Origin of the sequence: Psychrobacter sp. MES7-P7E, assembly GCF_002863645.1 — a bacterium.
Classification (GTDB): domain Bacteria; phylum Pseudomonadota; class Gammaproteobacteria; order Pseudomonadales; family Moraxellaceae; genus Psychrobacter.
This window is the reverse complement of record NZ_PJBU01000114.1, coordinates 1-14,333: the sequence shown is the minus strand read 5'-3', so window position 1 is coordinate 14,333 and position 14,333 is coordinate 1. Positions and strand designations below refer to the sequence as shown.

At 43.2% G+C, this 14,333-nt stretch carries 11 protein-coding genes; 6 read left to right on the top strand and 5 right to left on the bottom strand.

From position 1 onward, the window contains the following. Positions 1-78 precede the first annotated feature (78 nt). The 3 genes from pgsA to acs all read right to left on the bottom strand — a co-directional run bounded on the left by pgsA (position 79) and on the right by acs (position 4,786). Positions 79-762: a CDP-diacylglycerol--glycerol-3-phosphate 3-phosphatidyltransferase gene (gene pgsA, locus CXF62_RS12700; protein WP_057758088.1), complete on the bottom strand. Its 684-nt coding sequence runs from the start codon at positions 760-762 to the stop codon at positions 79-81. Between the two features lie 599 nt (positions 763-1,361). Further along, positions 1,362-2,558, bottom strand: coding sequence for an NAD(P)/FAD-dependent oxidoreductase (locus tag CXF62_RS12695; protein ID WP_102094650.1), 1,197 nt, complete (start codon positions 2,556-2,558; stop codon positions 1,362-1,364). A 266-nt stretch (positions 2,559-2,824) separates the two neighbouring features. Beyond that, on the bottom strand, positions 2,825-4,786 hold the full coding sequence (gene acs / locus CXF62_RS12690; RefSeq protein WP_102094649.1) for an acetate--CoA ligase: 1,962 nt from the start codon (positions 4,784-4,786) through the stop codon (positions 2,825-2,827). A 451-nt stretch (positions 4,787-5,237) separates the two neighbouring features. On the opposite strand from acs, the gene CXF62_RS12685 reads away from it, so the two are divergent. Further along, positions 5,238-6,521 (top strand): BaiN/RdsA family NAD(P)/FAD-dependent oxidoreductase, encoded by a 1,284-nt coding sequence (locus CXF62_RS12685; RefSeq protein ID WP_102094648.1) that lies wholly within the window; start codon positions 5,238-5,240, stop codon positions 6,519-6,521. Between the two features lie 165 nt (positions 6,522-6,686). Beyond that, a complete protein-coding gene (locus CXF62_RS12680; protein ID WP_102094647.1) occupies positions 6,687-7,661 on the top strand; it encodes a pirin family protein in 975 nt (324 codons plus the stop codon). A 146-nt stretch (positions 7,662-7,807) separates the two neighbouring features. Here the strand turns inward: CXF62_RS12680 and CXF62_RS12675 are convergent, their stop codons facing one another. Then, complete coding sequence (locus CXF62_RS12675; protein WP_102094646.1) at positions 7,808-8,914, bottom strand: alkene reductase; 1,107 nt, start codon at positions 8,912-8,914, stop codon at positions 7,808-7,810. Between the two features lie 241 nt (positions 8,915-9,155). Then, positions 9,156-10,085 (bottom strand): DMT family transporter, encoded by a 930-nt coding sequence (locus CXF62_RS12670; protein ID WP_102094645.1) that lies wholly within the window; start codon positions 10,083-10,085, stop codon positions 9,156-9,158. Positions 10,086-10,690: 605 nt separating this feature from the next. On the opposite strand from CXF62_RS12670, the gene CXF62_RS12665 reads away from it, so the two are divergent. The 4 genes from CXF62_RS12665 to CXF62_RS12645 form a co-directional block, all read left to right on the top strand. Next, positions 10,691-11,104, top strand: coding sequence for a hypothetical protein (locus CXF62_RS12665; RefSeq protein ID WP_102094644.1), 414 nt, complete (start codon positions 10,691-10,693; stop codon positions 11,102-11,104). Between the two features lie 280 nt (positions 11,105-11,384). Then, on the top strand, positions 11,385-12,389 hold the full coding sequence (locus CXF62_RS12660; RefSeq protein ID WP_102094643.1) for a lipoate--protein ligase: 1,005 nt from the start codon (positions 11,385-11,387) through the stop codon (positions 12,387-12,389). Between the two features lie 106 nt (positions 12,390-12,495). Next, on the top strand, positions 12,496-12,624 hold the full coding sequence (locus tag CXF62_RS14950) for a hypothetical protein (protein WP_265734918.1): 129 nt from the start codon (positions 12,496-12,498) through the stop codon (positions 12,622-12,624). A gap of 742 nt (positions 12,625-13,366) precedes the next feature. Further along, on the top strand, positions 13,367-14,333 hold a 967-nt coding region (locus CXF62_RS12645; RefSeq protein ID WP_102094641.1), incomplete at its 3' end, for a hypothetical protein.

Genomic DNA, 14,333 nt, shown 5'->3' with positions numbered 1-14,333 from the left:
AACAAAAACGCCAGTGGCTAATGCGACTGGCGTTTTTTATTGTCTAAGTTTTACGCTGATTACTTTTGTCTTATGGAGTTAACCGCTTTGCTTTAAATAAGGCCAAGCAGCTTTTAGATAAATCATCATCGACCATAAGGTAAGTATCACAGCGGCGACCATTAATACATAACCGATGGTTTCAAGCGACTGCCAATTAAGCAGTAGTACGGTAATCGCTACCATCTGAAACGTGGTCTTTAGTTTGCCCACATAAGATACCGCGACGCTAGTGCTTTTACCCAACTCTGCCATCCACTCACGTAACGCTGATACTGCGATTTCACGCGAGATAATGACGATAGCCGCTATCGCCATAATGATATTGGGATGCCACTGTACAAGGACAATGAGCGCTACAGCTACCATCAATTTATCAGCAACAGGGTCCAAAAAGCGACCAAAGGCTGACATGACATTAAGTTTACGAGCAAAATATCCATCAAGCCAATCGGTAATTGCGGCAATAATAAAGACGCCAGTCAATAATAAATGGCGCAACAAACTATCGCTAAACTCGCTCATCCCAACGCGCGCAATGACATTGTCTGAAATCGCAGGCATACCAATACCCATAGCTGGCGGCCAATAGGCAATCGCGACAAATAGCGGAATCATCAAGATACGCGCAATCGTAAGGTTGTTAGGCAAGTTAAAAATACTCTTGGTATTTTGCGAACTTGGCGGTTCTTCCTGCGTATGCAAATGCGTGCTGTCAGTCATGGCAAACCCAGTTTAATATGAACATAATAATGGCAGATAGCTTAGCATTTTTCGGACAAGGCGTCATGCCATCTCTGCAGCGATTGAGTTATCAAAGGTATCAAGAAAGATATCAAGAAAGGTATCAAGGCTGACTAGATGACCTTCTATCGACATAAGGTATTGAAATTATTGAGAGCCTTTATGAATGATTGCATCATAAAGCTCCGCTACTTGCTCTAAATATCAGTGCTTCATACCAGTCTTTGCGTCTTTTGGATTTTTACAACGTAATATACTGTAACCAAAACCGCCAGACAGCACTCAATTGCGCTATCATAGCGACTGTACCAGAACACTTGTACACTTAAATCAGTAGATGTAAATAGCTAAGTAAATATCTCCACCTATTGTATTGATAATTATTACCCTTATAAATAACAGTAGAGAGCACCAATAATTACAACAACTCTTGACCACGGCCTGTGTAGCTAATACATGACCCGTTTTCCTCAGCCCACAGTACCTCCTCTGTGGGCCTTTTTTTGCCTAAGTTTTGCTAAACCTAAATATCGTTAAACAATGCAAAATAATGAGCATAGATATTACGCTTGCCGAGTTTACATGATTGCCTTAACAGTTTGCTGCGCCATTCGATAGCAGCTTTCTATATTACCTTTTGCACACCAATCACCACTGACGATCCATTGTTTGGTTGCATCGATTAAGATGCCTAGCTCTTCAGCATCCTTATTTACGATAGTAGCTGCATAGCGCCAACGATGACAATCTGTTTGGCTAGGTGCGCTGTCTTCATTCCAATTTAATGCTTGTTTTGCCGCCTGTAATAATTGTTCTTTTACCAACTCAATATCGTCATCGACGTGGGCTTCTGACCAGTCATTACGTGCATGAATGGTGACACTTGGTAGTAGCTCATCACGAGCAGGTTTTTGATGCTCAATAAATATCCTATCGAGAACAGCGCTATTTAAATAAGCGACATCCCATTGCGGTACTAGCTGACCCTTTAATGTCTCAGGTAGCTTTTGGACATCATCCCAACCAAGCATCAACGTATAGCAGGCTTGCATTTGCGGTTTAGTAATTTTGTCTTGCTGACTAAACTTACTATCTGCCATCAACTCTACCGCCTGACCATTTGGCGCTGTGCAAATAACCCAATCAAACCAGCCCAGACTGGCGCCAGTTTCGTCAAATAGCTCAGTTTGCTTGCTGTCTTGATTATGAGTCTGGTTCTGGATCTGATGCTGAGACTGCTGCGGGTTTTGATGGTGCAAATACTGAGCGAGCGGTGCGACACGGGTCTTAAATACTATGGTCGTATACTTGAGCGCGGCGGCCAATTCACGGCCCCAACTGGTCATTTTTGGTGTGCTAATGTAGCGTGCATGCACTGCATCCCATTGCTCTTTGCTTTTGATATTAGGTGACTGACCATTGTCACTTTCTGGCGTTAACTCAACCACTTCGGCACACCACGGCTGTAGCAACCCTGTATCTAACCAAGGCGCGATAAATTGTTGAAAGTCAGCAGTTTTCGCAGTAAAAAACTGTGCGCCGAACGACCATTGCCAGTTTTTACCAGTCTCACTATCGCTGCGATAGCGGGTCGCTAAACGGCCTACACTACGTGATTTTTCAAAGATAGTGATTTGCGGGCTGTTAGATGACGAGCCTGTCTGGTTTGACGCGCGCTCTAATAGTGTTGCGGTAAGCAATCCCGTTAGGCCACCACCGATGATAGCGATTTTTGGGGCAGATAGAACAGTTGAGCACGAAGTATGATTAGTCATGATGACAGTAGACCTTATGAAGTATTTATGAATCGCTACTATATTAATTAGCTAGCCTAGTAAGTACTGAGTGTCTCACCAATTAATATAATAATAATATTGTTTTGTTAGCATTATTGAACCTTCAAAATAAGCCAATATCAATATCGTCTACGTAAAAAAGCCATGCTATTCTCGATAACATGGCCTTTATTCAACTTCGATATGCAAATATCAATGGCTAGTACTGAATAACTATCCTTAAAACTACAGGGTCGTTAGCAGACTTACTCTCCACGGCCCGCTTTGACTTCTTCAACCAAGTCATTAATCACTGAGCTATCGGCAAGCGTAGATAGGTCGCCCAGTCCTACATATTGACCTGCTGCAAGGTTACGCAAGATACGGCGCATGATTTTTCCTGAGCGCGTTTTTGGTAGTGCATCAACCATATAGATGGCATCTAACGTCGCAATTGGTCCAATCTCGGCACGCACATGGCGTTTTAATTCTGCTTTTAGATCGTCGGTCTTTTCTTCACCTGACTTTAGAATGATAAATGCACAGATGCCGGTACCGCGTATCTCATGCGGCATACCGACAATCGCAGCTTCAGCAGTTGCAGGGTGCGCAACCACGGCGCTCTCGATCTCTGCTGTGCCCAAGCGATGCCCTGCCACGTTGAGTACATCGTCGACACGACCAGTAATCCAGTAATGCCCATCTTCATCACGTTGAGCGCCATCACCCGTGAAATAATGACCCGGATAATCGCTAAAGTAGGTCTTTAAGAAACGTGGATGGTCATTGTAGATAGTACGCATCTGCCCTGGCCAGCCGCTACTGATCACCAAATTGCCTTCTGCAGGGCCTTCTAAAATCGCACCATCACTATCGACGACTTCTGGTTTGACGCCATATAGTGGTGTCATTGCCGCGCCCGGTTTGAGATCGACCGTGCCTGGTATTGGTGCCATTAAGATGCCACCAGTCTCGGTCTGCCACCATGTATCGACGATAGGACATTTACCATCACCGACGACATTGTAGTACCAGTCCCACGCTTCTGGGTTGATCGGCTCACCGACCGACCCTAGCAGACGCAAACTAGAACGATCCGACTCTCGAACGAAAGCGTCGCCCTCTTTCATCATCGCGCGAATGGCTGTCGGTGCAGTGTATAAAATAGTCACGTCATGCTTATCAATGATATGACCGATACGCGCCCATGTTGGATGCTCTGGTACACCTTCAAACATTACCGTTGTCGTGCCATTGGCCAATGGTGCATAGGTTGAGTACGTGTGGCCAGTAATCCAGCCTACATCTGCCGTACACCAGTAGACGTCATCTTCTTTGATATCAAAAACATCACGGAACGTTGAGATAGCATAGGTGATATAGCCGCCTGTAGTATGCACTACACCTTTTGGCTTACCAGTCGAGCCAGAAGTATATAATAAAAATAGTGGGTCTTCGGCATTCATAACTTCAGGCTCGCAGATCTCTGATTGACCATCGACCAAATTGTGATACCACACATCACGGCGCCCACTCATCGGTATAGAGTTACCCGTACGATGAACGACAATGACTTTTTCGACACTCTCAGTGCCATCCATGTCGAGTGCGTGATCGACATTGGCTTTGAGCGGTGTGTGCTTGCCGCCGCGTAAACCTTCGTCAGCGGTAATAACAACTTTTGAGCGACTGTCTATCAAGCGATTACCCAAACTCTCGGCAGAAAAACCACCAAACACCACTGAATGTACCGCACCGATACGCGCACATGCCAGCATCGCTACCATGGCTTCCGGTATCATCGGCATATATAAAGTTACGCGGTCACCTTTTACAACGCCAAGCTTGCGCAATGAATTACCTAAGCGGCAGACAGCTTCGTGCAATTCTTTAAAAGAAATAATTTTGTGCAACGAAGGGTGATCGCCTTCCCAGATGATAGCAGGCTTGTATGGGTTTTCTTCGAGGTGACGGTCGAGACAGTTGACTGAAATATTCAGCTCACCATCCTCAAACCATTTAATGCTAAAATCGTCTAAGTCATAATTGACATTACTGACTTTGGTCGGTTTCTTTATCCAATCGATTAGCTCAGCGCGCTTCGCCCAAAAAGCATCACTTGCTTCTGTTGATTCGATGGATTGTCCGTAGTCTTTGAGGTACTGTTCAGGTGTGGTATTGGCAGCAGCCATAAACTCGGCTGAGATAGGAAATGATTTCTGAGTCATAGTGTTGGGTCCCTTTTAATTATTATGACCTACACGGATAAACGTCTATGACGCGCCCCATGTAAGCGATAAGAGTCATCTTCCATAATGTGTGACGCTCATCGTTAGTTTGACAAATAAGCGTGACCGTTGCAAGACATCAAAAGCCAAACATAACAATTTCACTGTACATCTGTATGTTTAGATAATTATATTAGTACTTATACTGGTACGTATAATGCTATTTATAGGGGCAGCTATCATAACGATAGTACTAAAATGACAGCTGGTTGTGATCACACGGTAACAGCGTATGGCTTAGGGCATTTAATCCTTGTAACCTTTAGTGAAATATGGACAATAGCTACACTAAACATACTGCTTCATTTAACAAAATGTCAGCCGCGTTTTTAATAAAAACAATGCTTGGCCTGGTTATACTTTTTTCACCCCATCGTTTTACGAGACCGCAATGACTAATCAACGCAATGCACAAAACCATACTCACTATGATGTCGTTATTATTGGTGCTGGCGCTTCAGGGTTGTACTGTGCACTGACTGCCGGACGGCGCGGTCGCCGCGTATTGGTTTTGGATCATGCCAATAAAGCTGGTAAAAAGATTTTGATGTCAGGTGGTGGTCGCTGCAACTTCACCAATTACTTTGTAGAGCCTGAGCACTTTATTGGTGCCAATCCCCACTTCTGCAAATCAGCGCTAAGTCGTTACCCAAGTTGGGAGTTTATCGGCATGGTAGAGTCGCATAAGATTGCCTACCATGAACGCGAACACGGTCAGCTGTTCTGTGACGACTCGGCACAAGATATCTTGTCTATGCTGCTAGATGAATGCACGGCTGTAGGCGTACAAGTAAAGCTTAATGCTCAGATTGATCACGTTAAAACTGCTGCTCATGATAAAGGCGAACGCTTTTATCTAACGACGAGTAAAAAGCTTGGTAAAAAAGACATTGCGAACGGCACTCAATCTTCGCAAACAGGCTATAGCTGTGAGTCTTTAGTCATCGCCACTGGTGGACTATCTATCCCGACCATGGGAGCAAGTGGTATCGGCTATGAGTTGGCGCAGCAGTTCGGGCATACTCTTGTGCCAACTGACGCTAGCCTTGTACCCTTTACCTTCACTGACAAAACAGGCGATCTTATTCGTGCTTTGGCTGGTATCAGTTTGCCAGTTATTGCCAGTAATGAGCGTATCTCTTTTAAATTGCCCGTCCTATTTACCCATCGTGGTCTCTCTGGCCCTGCCATGCTACAGCTCTCCAACTATTGGCAGACTGGGGAAACCATCAGTATCAATTTGTTGCCTGAAATAGACGTCACTGAGCTTTTACTTGCTCGCAAAAAGTCACATCCACGCCAGCTTATTCGTACCGTATTGGCAGAAAACACAGATAATGCATTACCCAAGAAGCTATTAGCAGCACTACAGACGCATCTGTGGGAAGACATCAAAGATACGGAGCTTGCTAATATTAAAGACGAACGTCTCACAGAGCTTGGTATTACCCTTAATGGTTGGCAGCTCAAACCTTCTGGCACGGAAGGCTACCGTACCGCTGAGGTCACACGCGGCGGCGTCAAAACTGATGAGGTTTCTTCAAAAACGATGCAAAGCAATTTACAAGACGGCTTATACTTTATCGGTGAAGTGCTTGATGTGACCGGCTGGCTTGGTGGTTATAATTTTCAGTGGGCATGGGCAAGTGGTTTTGTGAGTGGTGAGACCGTCTAATCATGGACACTTATAAGTGTTTAACATTTGCTTAATCGCTGCTGACAGCCCTAGGAATGAAATAGTAATAAAAACTCATACAATCTACTCTTATATTCATAGTAGTATTACTTAATAATAGCTTTTCTATTGATAGTAATTCTAATTAGACTAATGAGGTGACCCATGCGTTCAATTAAACACATTCACGGTGAAAAAGAGTCGCACTGGGTAGGTGACGGCTTTTTTGTAAAAACTCTGATCAGTCATCTAGATGACAATCCAGACCTTGATTATAGCCGTACTGATCCTTTCTTATTATTAGACTATGCCAAGCCAACAACGTTTTCACCCAACCCCGCTTATAAAATGCAGCCACATGGCGTTGGTCAACACCCACATAAAGGTTTTGAAACTGTCACCATTGCTTATGCAGGTGAGATTAGTCATGTAGATTCGACAGGTGGGCGCGGTGATATTTTAGAAGGTGATGTACAGTGGATGACTGCTGGACGCGGTATCTTGCATGAAGAGTTTCACTCTGAGGCATTTGGGCAGCGCGGTGGCATCTTCAGTATGGTGCAGCTGTGGGTCAATCTGCCAAGTAAGCACAAGCTGACTGACCCCAAATATCAGTCTATCAAACGGGCCGACATACCTATCATCGAGTTGATAGACGATCAAGATATCAATGATCAAGACGCTCAGAAACAAACCATTATAGGCCAAGTTGCTATCATTGCCGGTGACTGGCACGGTATAACAGGTGCGGCAACGACATTTACCCCGATTAATATGTGGGATGTCGCGCTACATACCGCAGGCACGACCTCGATACAAGTTCCAAATACACACAATACGCTGCTACTGATACAAGAAGGTCAGCTACTGGTCAATGGCACAGCCGTCAGTGCGGGCGACTTGATTCAGTTTTCAGCGCCTATCCATATCAATACAGAATCTAAAACTCCCTCTCATTCGACTACTGATAGCATTGAGCTCACCTACTCTAGAGACGCGCAGGGAGGTGTCAAACTGCTACTGCTAAGCGGCGAGCCTATTGGAGAACCCGTCGCAGGTTATGGCCCCTTTGTGATGAATACGCAGGAAGAGCTACGACAGACTTTTCGCGATTATCAGATCGGCAACTTTGGTAAGTAAAAAACCAATGTGAATAAACATTTCTACTAAATAAGACGTTCTGATAAACCTTAACGCTTACGCAAAAAGAAGCCACCTAACGGCTATCGTCAGGTGGCTTCTTTTATACGTCAGTAATTACTTAATCATCAAAACTGATGACTAGATTACTGCGCCTGCTTTAGAAACGGATAATCAGTGTAGCCAACCGTGCTGCCACCATAGAAGCTCTCTGGATGCTGCTCGTTGAGCGGTGCGCCCTCTTGAATACGTTCAGCGAGATCAGGGTTGGCAATATAATCACGACCGAATGCTACCGCATCGATATAGCCTGCTTTGATGTTCTTCTCAGCTTTGTCCGCATCATAGCCACCCGCCGCGATGATGGTCTGATCAAAAGCAGCACGCACACGCTTACGGAAGTCTTCGCTATACGGCGTACCCCCTGCCCAGTCTGGCTCTGACAGATGCAAATACATTAGACCACGCTTATTGATTTGTTCAATCAGCCAAATGTTATCGTCTTCTTCGTAGCCTCCCTCAACATTGTTGAACGTGCCAAGTGGTGAAATACGAATACCCACGTGATCAGCATCCCATGCCTCTACGCAAGCATCAATCACGTCCAAGGTTAGACGCGCGCGGTTTTCGCGGCTACCACCGTACTCATCGTCACGCTGATTGGTATGCTCGGCCCAAAACTGATGCAGCAAATAACCATGCGCGCCATGAATCTCAATACCATCAAACCCCGCTTCCTGCGCGCACTTGGTTGCATGCGCAAAGTCAGTAACCACTTGCTGAATCTCATCAAGACTGGCTGGGCGCGGCGGCGTGGCATCCGCGCGAATGGCTTGGTTGTCACTATCACGCAATGAGGTACGGATACCTACATCGACATCTGAGGCTGAAATTGGCGCACGGCGTTCAGGTTGTACGCTTTCATGTGAGACAAGTCCTGTGTGCCATAGCTGGACGACGATCTTGCCACCTTTGGCATGGACATTGTCAACGATGGCTTTCCATGCAGTGACTTGATCTTGAGTATGTAGCCCTGGTGCGCCTGCATAGCCTTTTGCTTGAAACGATACTTGCGTTGCCTCAGTGATGACAAGGCCCGCCCCTGCACGCTGCGAGTAGTACTCTGCTGCCCATGTGATAGGGACATCGCCTGGCTCAACGGCACGCAGACGTGTCAGTGGGGCCATCATAATGCGGTTTTTTAGCGTTTGTGTGCCCATTTTTACAGGCTCAAATAAAATATCGTGTGCCATAATCTGTCCTATTGGTTATTGTCGCTATTTATGATCTTTAGTTATAGCAACCATCATTCATACTGATTATTATCGAATGCTGTTTAGAAAAACTTATAATATCATTAGTAAATCTACGTTTAGCGCCTACATTTATAGGGGATAGATTTCATTATTCCAAGCAATATTTACAAACAGATACAACAATATTCACCTATACAAATATTCGTATCTGTTTACTACGAAGACTGTTTACTAAGCCTTAAATACTGTTCGTCTGGGTCTTGTCTTTTGGCTTTAGCATTTTCTTAATTGATAGCTCTAATGACAGATATGTGCCGATCAATATCACAATCGAACCAATGATAGCTTGTATATTTAGCGCCTCGCCAAGCAATAGATACCCTAAAATAATAGCAAAAATTGGGATGACTAAAGTAATACTGGTGGCGCGCGTCGGGCCAATATTTTTAATCAGCTGATTCATAAAGATAAGCGCAATGGCGGTCGAAAATACACCGATACAGATCACGGATACCCACGCCTTTATGCTGACATCTTTACCATAAGGGAACTCATTAAAAGCCACAGGCAGCATAATAATACTACCGATAATGAGCGAGCCTGCAGTGATAGCGACTGGCGATACTTCGTACAGATAGTTCTTGGTGATGTTGGCCCCAAGCGCATAACCTACACAGGCTAGTAGCGCGTAGCCCATCGGTAGGAGTCCTTCGATCAATCCTTTGCCTGGCTCGCCGCCACCAAACAAGCTTTCGCTCATCAGTACGATTACCCCAATCACCCCAATGACCAAACCGAGTGCTTGTTTTTTTGATAGCCTATCTTTAAAGAAGACTCTAGCGATAAAACCACTCATCATCGGTACAGAAGCATTTAGCACGGCTAGCACGCCTGCGTTCACTGATTGCGCGGAAAACGAGAACAACACAAAAGGCAGCGCTGCTGAAAACAAGCCAACGAGCGCCAGCATTTTCCAATGCTCCTTGATGCCGACTCTGTTTTTCTTATTTAATAATACAAAGACCAACATGACCAATCCGGCGAATATCACACGCAAACTGGCGAATGCCAATGAGCCAAACTCAGGCACGCCGATACGATAAAAAACGAAGGAGAGTGACCACATAAAAGAGAGTGTCACAAAGATGATGAGATCACGGTTGGTCATTGGGTAATCCTATTAAGCGCTTAGACTGCGTTTGCCAACTCGTGTCGGTCATAAGCGTCTGATGCGTTGTAAAAACTATCATGTGATTAAAAATTCATGATGATAACTTTTTAATTGTTTGATGGGTAATTTTTTATAAAATTTATAGTGAGTTTTTATCCGCTTATTAATTTTTCTAGCACAGCTTTAAGACTTTCACCTTTTTGATAATCTGTAAATTTGGACAAATCCCTTTTATTGAGCACCATGCAGTAAGCAGCGCCTATCCTATATTTCTTATACTTTAGCCTATCCCAGCACCTTTCTATTCACATACTAAAGAACTCCAAAGTCACCCTTAAGTAAGTCATCCGTTCAATACCTATAAAAACAGATTCACGATCATAGCAAATCCTGCTTATAGCACTACCTTATAACAGCTACTCTTAATAATACTGATGTTAAAAGTAGCTCTGATAAATCAATTCAAGATTTTCTCAAAATATATTAGTTGATATTTGTTTACTAATTTTCTACTATCTAAAAGGTATTGGTTAGTATTTGGCAATACAAAAAATAGATGGCAAACATCATTAGTAGGATTTATAAATTATTGAGGAATGATTATGAAAAGGATAGCGTTATTTGTCGGTATGATGTCAGTTGCAACGGCAGGTTTTTGCGGGGTTGGTCAGTTCTCAGATGAGACCACCTGCTATGTTTATAAACAAGATAAACTGCAAAAAAAGCTAAACTGTCAGTATGAGGGCGCTGAGGGTGCAGCGATGAGTTATAGTTTTAGACAGGTCTCCTATAACCTGCCAGGATTTGGCAAAATGGCAACCTCTACCAGTGCAAATTATAATGACCGTAATGAAGTGACTGGATGGACGACCACCGTCAATGACGAGCCAGCAATCATCAGATATCGTCTGCCAACCAATCAGCGTATCGTCAGTGATGCCTATGCGCAGTCTGGTAAAGCGGTTATGCAATGTTATCTTAGTACAAAATCGCAGTGGGAGATTTGTGCTAAATAGAACAAAATACTCTGGCAATTTATAGTGCAATAAAGCTGAGCGTTTTGCTTGGCTTTTATTGCCGCCTGCTAAAAACTGAAGCATCAACCTTAGCCCCATCCTCTATAAAATTTTTTCACCGTTTTCTCTATATGCTCAACGTCTTCACTACTGTCAAAGCCACTGATAAAATCAACCTTCCTGTTAGACAGCCATTGAATTACAACCCTGCATCGGTAAGAATGATGCTACCTATTCATAAAACCTACTCACCAACCCAGTTTATTAAAGAGTCAAATACATGAAACTGCGCATCCTAAAATCTGCTGTGACCAATCCTTGGTTTAATCTTGCCACCGAAGATTGGATATTTAATACGCTCAATCCCGACTCACATACCCTATTTTTATGGCGTAACTCTGAGACCGTGGTCATTGGACGCTCACAAAATCCATGGGTAGAGTGCAAAACCGATAAGATGGACGCAGACGATGTATTTTTAGCACGGCGTCAGAGCGGCGGCGGCGCAGTATTCCATGACTTGGGTAACACCAACTTTACCTTTTTATCGCCCAGTGATGCTTACGATCAAGAAGCAAACTTCACTATCATCATCAATGCACTTAAAAAACTCGGCATAGACGCCACGCTGTCTGGTCGTAACGATATGCAGGTCGGCGACCGCAAAATATCGGGCAGCGCATTTAGACATGCCGCCGATCGCAGCTTTCATCATGGCACATTGCTGGTCAATGCCAACATGCAAAAGCTTGGCGACTATCTAAACCCGCATCCGCTAAAGCTAAAAGCGAAAGGCATCAAATCTGTGCGCGCTCGTGTGGCAAACTTGGTAGATTTTAATGAGGCTATCAATCACGAGACATTGTCTGAGGCGATTATCGAAGCGTTTTGTGAATATCATGGAGAGACTACACAGGTCGAGCAATTAGATGAGGCTAGCCTTGCTAAGCAACCGACGCTAAACGCTTACTATCAACAAATGGCGGATTGGGATTGGCGCTTTGGTAAAACGCCTGAATTTACTCATCATATTGAGACGCGCTTTGATTGGGGCATGATGGATGTGCATATGGATGTGAAGCAAGCCGTGATTACCGAAGTTGTCATCTTCTCTGATGCGCTAAATATTGAGCTTATCGACCTGCTTAAAAATACATTGACTGGTGTTAAATATAATAAGCATGAGATAAAACATGCGCTCGCTGAACTAGCAAAAGCGCAATCTGAATTGGCAGCGCAGGTGAATGATTTTGAACAGTGGTTGGTTGGTGAGATGGAAGGTTAACTTTTAGTCTGCTGATATCTTGATCTTGTGTAGATATTTGCATCTTAGCCTTAGCATTTTAGAGGTAGCTATTTAAAGTTGATCCGTTAAAAAAGTAGAGTAACTCATGGAACAAATCGCCATTATTTTCTTTGCACTGACTTCTTTTTTGGGAATGGAAAACAATACCATTGCGGCCGATAAAACGACTGTGACGGTATACCCTCGGCGCCAAATAATAGAAATCACTCAATAAGACTTATTTGCTATTGTCCACTCGGATATAGATGCAACCTACGTCAGACAACAGTGGGCTAGCGTATCTGCTCACTCACAGCAGGGTACTGGCTGGGCAAAAGCATTAGCGCCTTTTCCTAGTAAGACGATAACGCTAGCAACGGTAAACAACCAAATTCAGCCACAGCTAACGCTAAGTTATAACGATGAGAAAGATTTGCGCGCGATGGGTATCTGGTATAACGCTGATAAAAATCATTTCTCTATCAACCATGTACCACGAGATAATCTGCAAACGACAGATGGTAAATTAATAGGAAATTATTGGGTGTTTAACGTAGATCAGCCTTTTAGCTTTACCCTTGAGCCAATTCACACGTTGCCTCAACCATGCCAAAAATCAAAACGCACTCTTAGTAAGCTCTTGACGGATAGCCGATAATGAACAAACACCCCTTTATGATACGAGCAAACCACCTAAAAAATCTTTCACTTCAGTGACATACTGTCTCAAATCCAGCCCTAAATGAAAGCCTTCTACTGGAGTCAGCAGTCCTTTCTTGCTTACCCAACCTAACGATGATGGGATTTTCTTAGTAGCATGATCAGTCGTAGGCTGAGCTTTTAGTCCAGCGAATTAATGAGGTAAATGTAAAAACCAAAGCTGTATTTAGCTATACTAAATTAAGGTAATTTAGTGACTAAGGTTTTTGTGTTTGGTAATTAAATAGAGTAGAACTAATTAGGAGCTAAAAAACGTGATGACATTACCGAATGATATAGATATTTTAAAAAATAAAATTCAAAAAATTCTTAACCCTATTGATTGTGCTGTTGAAAAAGGCACTAAAGCAGATAAGGACTTTCTTTTTAAGGCTGTTCGAGCAGACGTAGGAGATGACTTACCTCCTTACTACTTAATATACTTTCTTTTCGTTGACTTACTGGGTTTCAAAAACTTAGGTCGATTTGAAAAAGTTGCTTGGTCGATACCAATTGATTATAACGGAGTTGCTTATGTTTTAGAACATAGGAAACTAGGGATGGGACTCTTTGTAGCAGACAAGGAAAGTCAAAAAAAGGAATGCCAAGAGATTGTTAGAAAAATAAATAATGCTGTGAAAGTAGCTAAACCATATTTCGATTGGGTTGCAAATGAAGCTGCAAAGGACTCTCAGCTCAACGTGTTAAATCATAGTCTGAAGTTATATGATAGATATACCTTTCTTATTGAAGAGTACAAAAGAAAAGAGCAAGAAAGTATATCTCATAACAACACAGTACAAGAGTCATGGAATTTTGAAAACTACTTCAGTGTGTATTCAGATTCTCAAAAGCTTAAAAAGGAGAAACAGTGGTTAGCGTTATCAGCCATTGATGCGTTCTATAGTTTTACTGAACATATATTTATTCATGCTGCAATATTAAAAGGTTCTTTATTAACAGGAGAAGATGTAGAACGACTTGCTCAAGATAACTGGGCAAACAAATTTAAAGCTTGTTTAGATGTTCAAAACAAGTTGATTAGACCACATTATGATAAGTTAGGTTTGATTAAAAAGCAGGTAAGAAACTACATGGCGCATGGAGCATTTGGTAAAAATGGTGAAGCATTTCAGATTCACTCTAAAGTGGGTGCTGTTCCACTACTTATGACTAACCAGAAAAGTGGTTCACGATTTTCTATCCAACCTGATACCGAATTTGAGGAAAAGGAAGCGATAAAAG

Excerpts from the sequence above, each read along its gene's own strand:
- CXF62_RS12685 (WP_102094648.1), top strand. The coding sequence starts at position 5,238 with ATGACTAATCAACGCAATGCACAAAACCATACTCACTATGATGTCGTT.
- acs (WP_102094649.1), bottom strand. The coding sequence starts at position 4,786 with ATGACTCAGAAATCATTTCCTATCTCAGCCGAGTTTATGGCTGCTGCC.
- CXF62_RS12675 (WP_102094646.1), bottom strand. The coding sequence starts at position 8,914 with ATGGCACACGATATTTTATTTGAGCCTGTAAAAATGGGCACACAAACG.
- CXF62_RS14950 (WP_265734918.1), top strand. The coding sequence starts at position 12,496 with ATGGAACAAATCGCCATTATTTTCTTTGCACTGACTTCTTTTTTGGGA.
- CXF62_RS12670 (WP_102094645.1), bottom strand. The coding sequence starts at position 10,085 with ATGACCAACCGTGATCTCATCATCTTTGTGACACTCTCTTTTATGTGG.
- CXF62_RS12680 (WP_102094647.1), top strand. The coding sequence starts at position 6,687 with ATGCGTTCAATTAAACACATTCACGGTGAAAAAGAGTCGCACTGGGTA.
- CXF62_RS12665 (WP_102094644.1), top strand. The coding sequence starts at position 10,691 with ATGAAAAGGATAGCGTTATTTGTCGGTATGATGTCAGTTGCAACGGCA.
- CXF62_RS12695 (WP_102094650.1), bottom strand. The coding sequence starts at position 2,558 with ATGACTAATCATACTTCGTGCTCAACTGTTCTATCTGCCCCAAAAATC.
- CXF62_RS12660 (WP_102094643.1), top strand. The coding sequence starts at position 11,385 with ATGAAACTGCGCATCCTAAAATCTGCTGTGACCAATCCTTGGTTTAAT.
- pgsA (WP_057758088.1), bottom strand. The coding sequence starts at position 762 with ATGACTGACAGCACGCATTTGCATACGCAGGAAGAACCGCCAAGTTCG.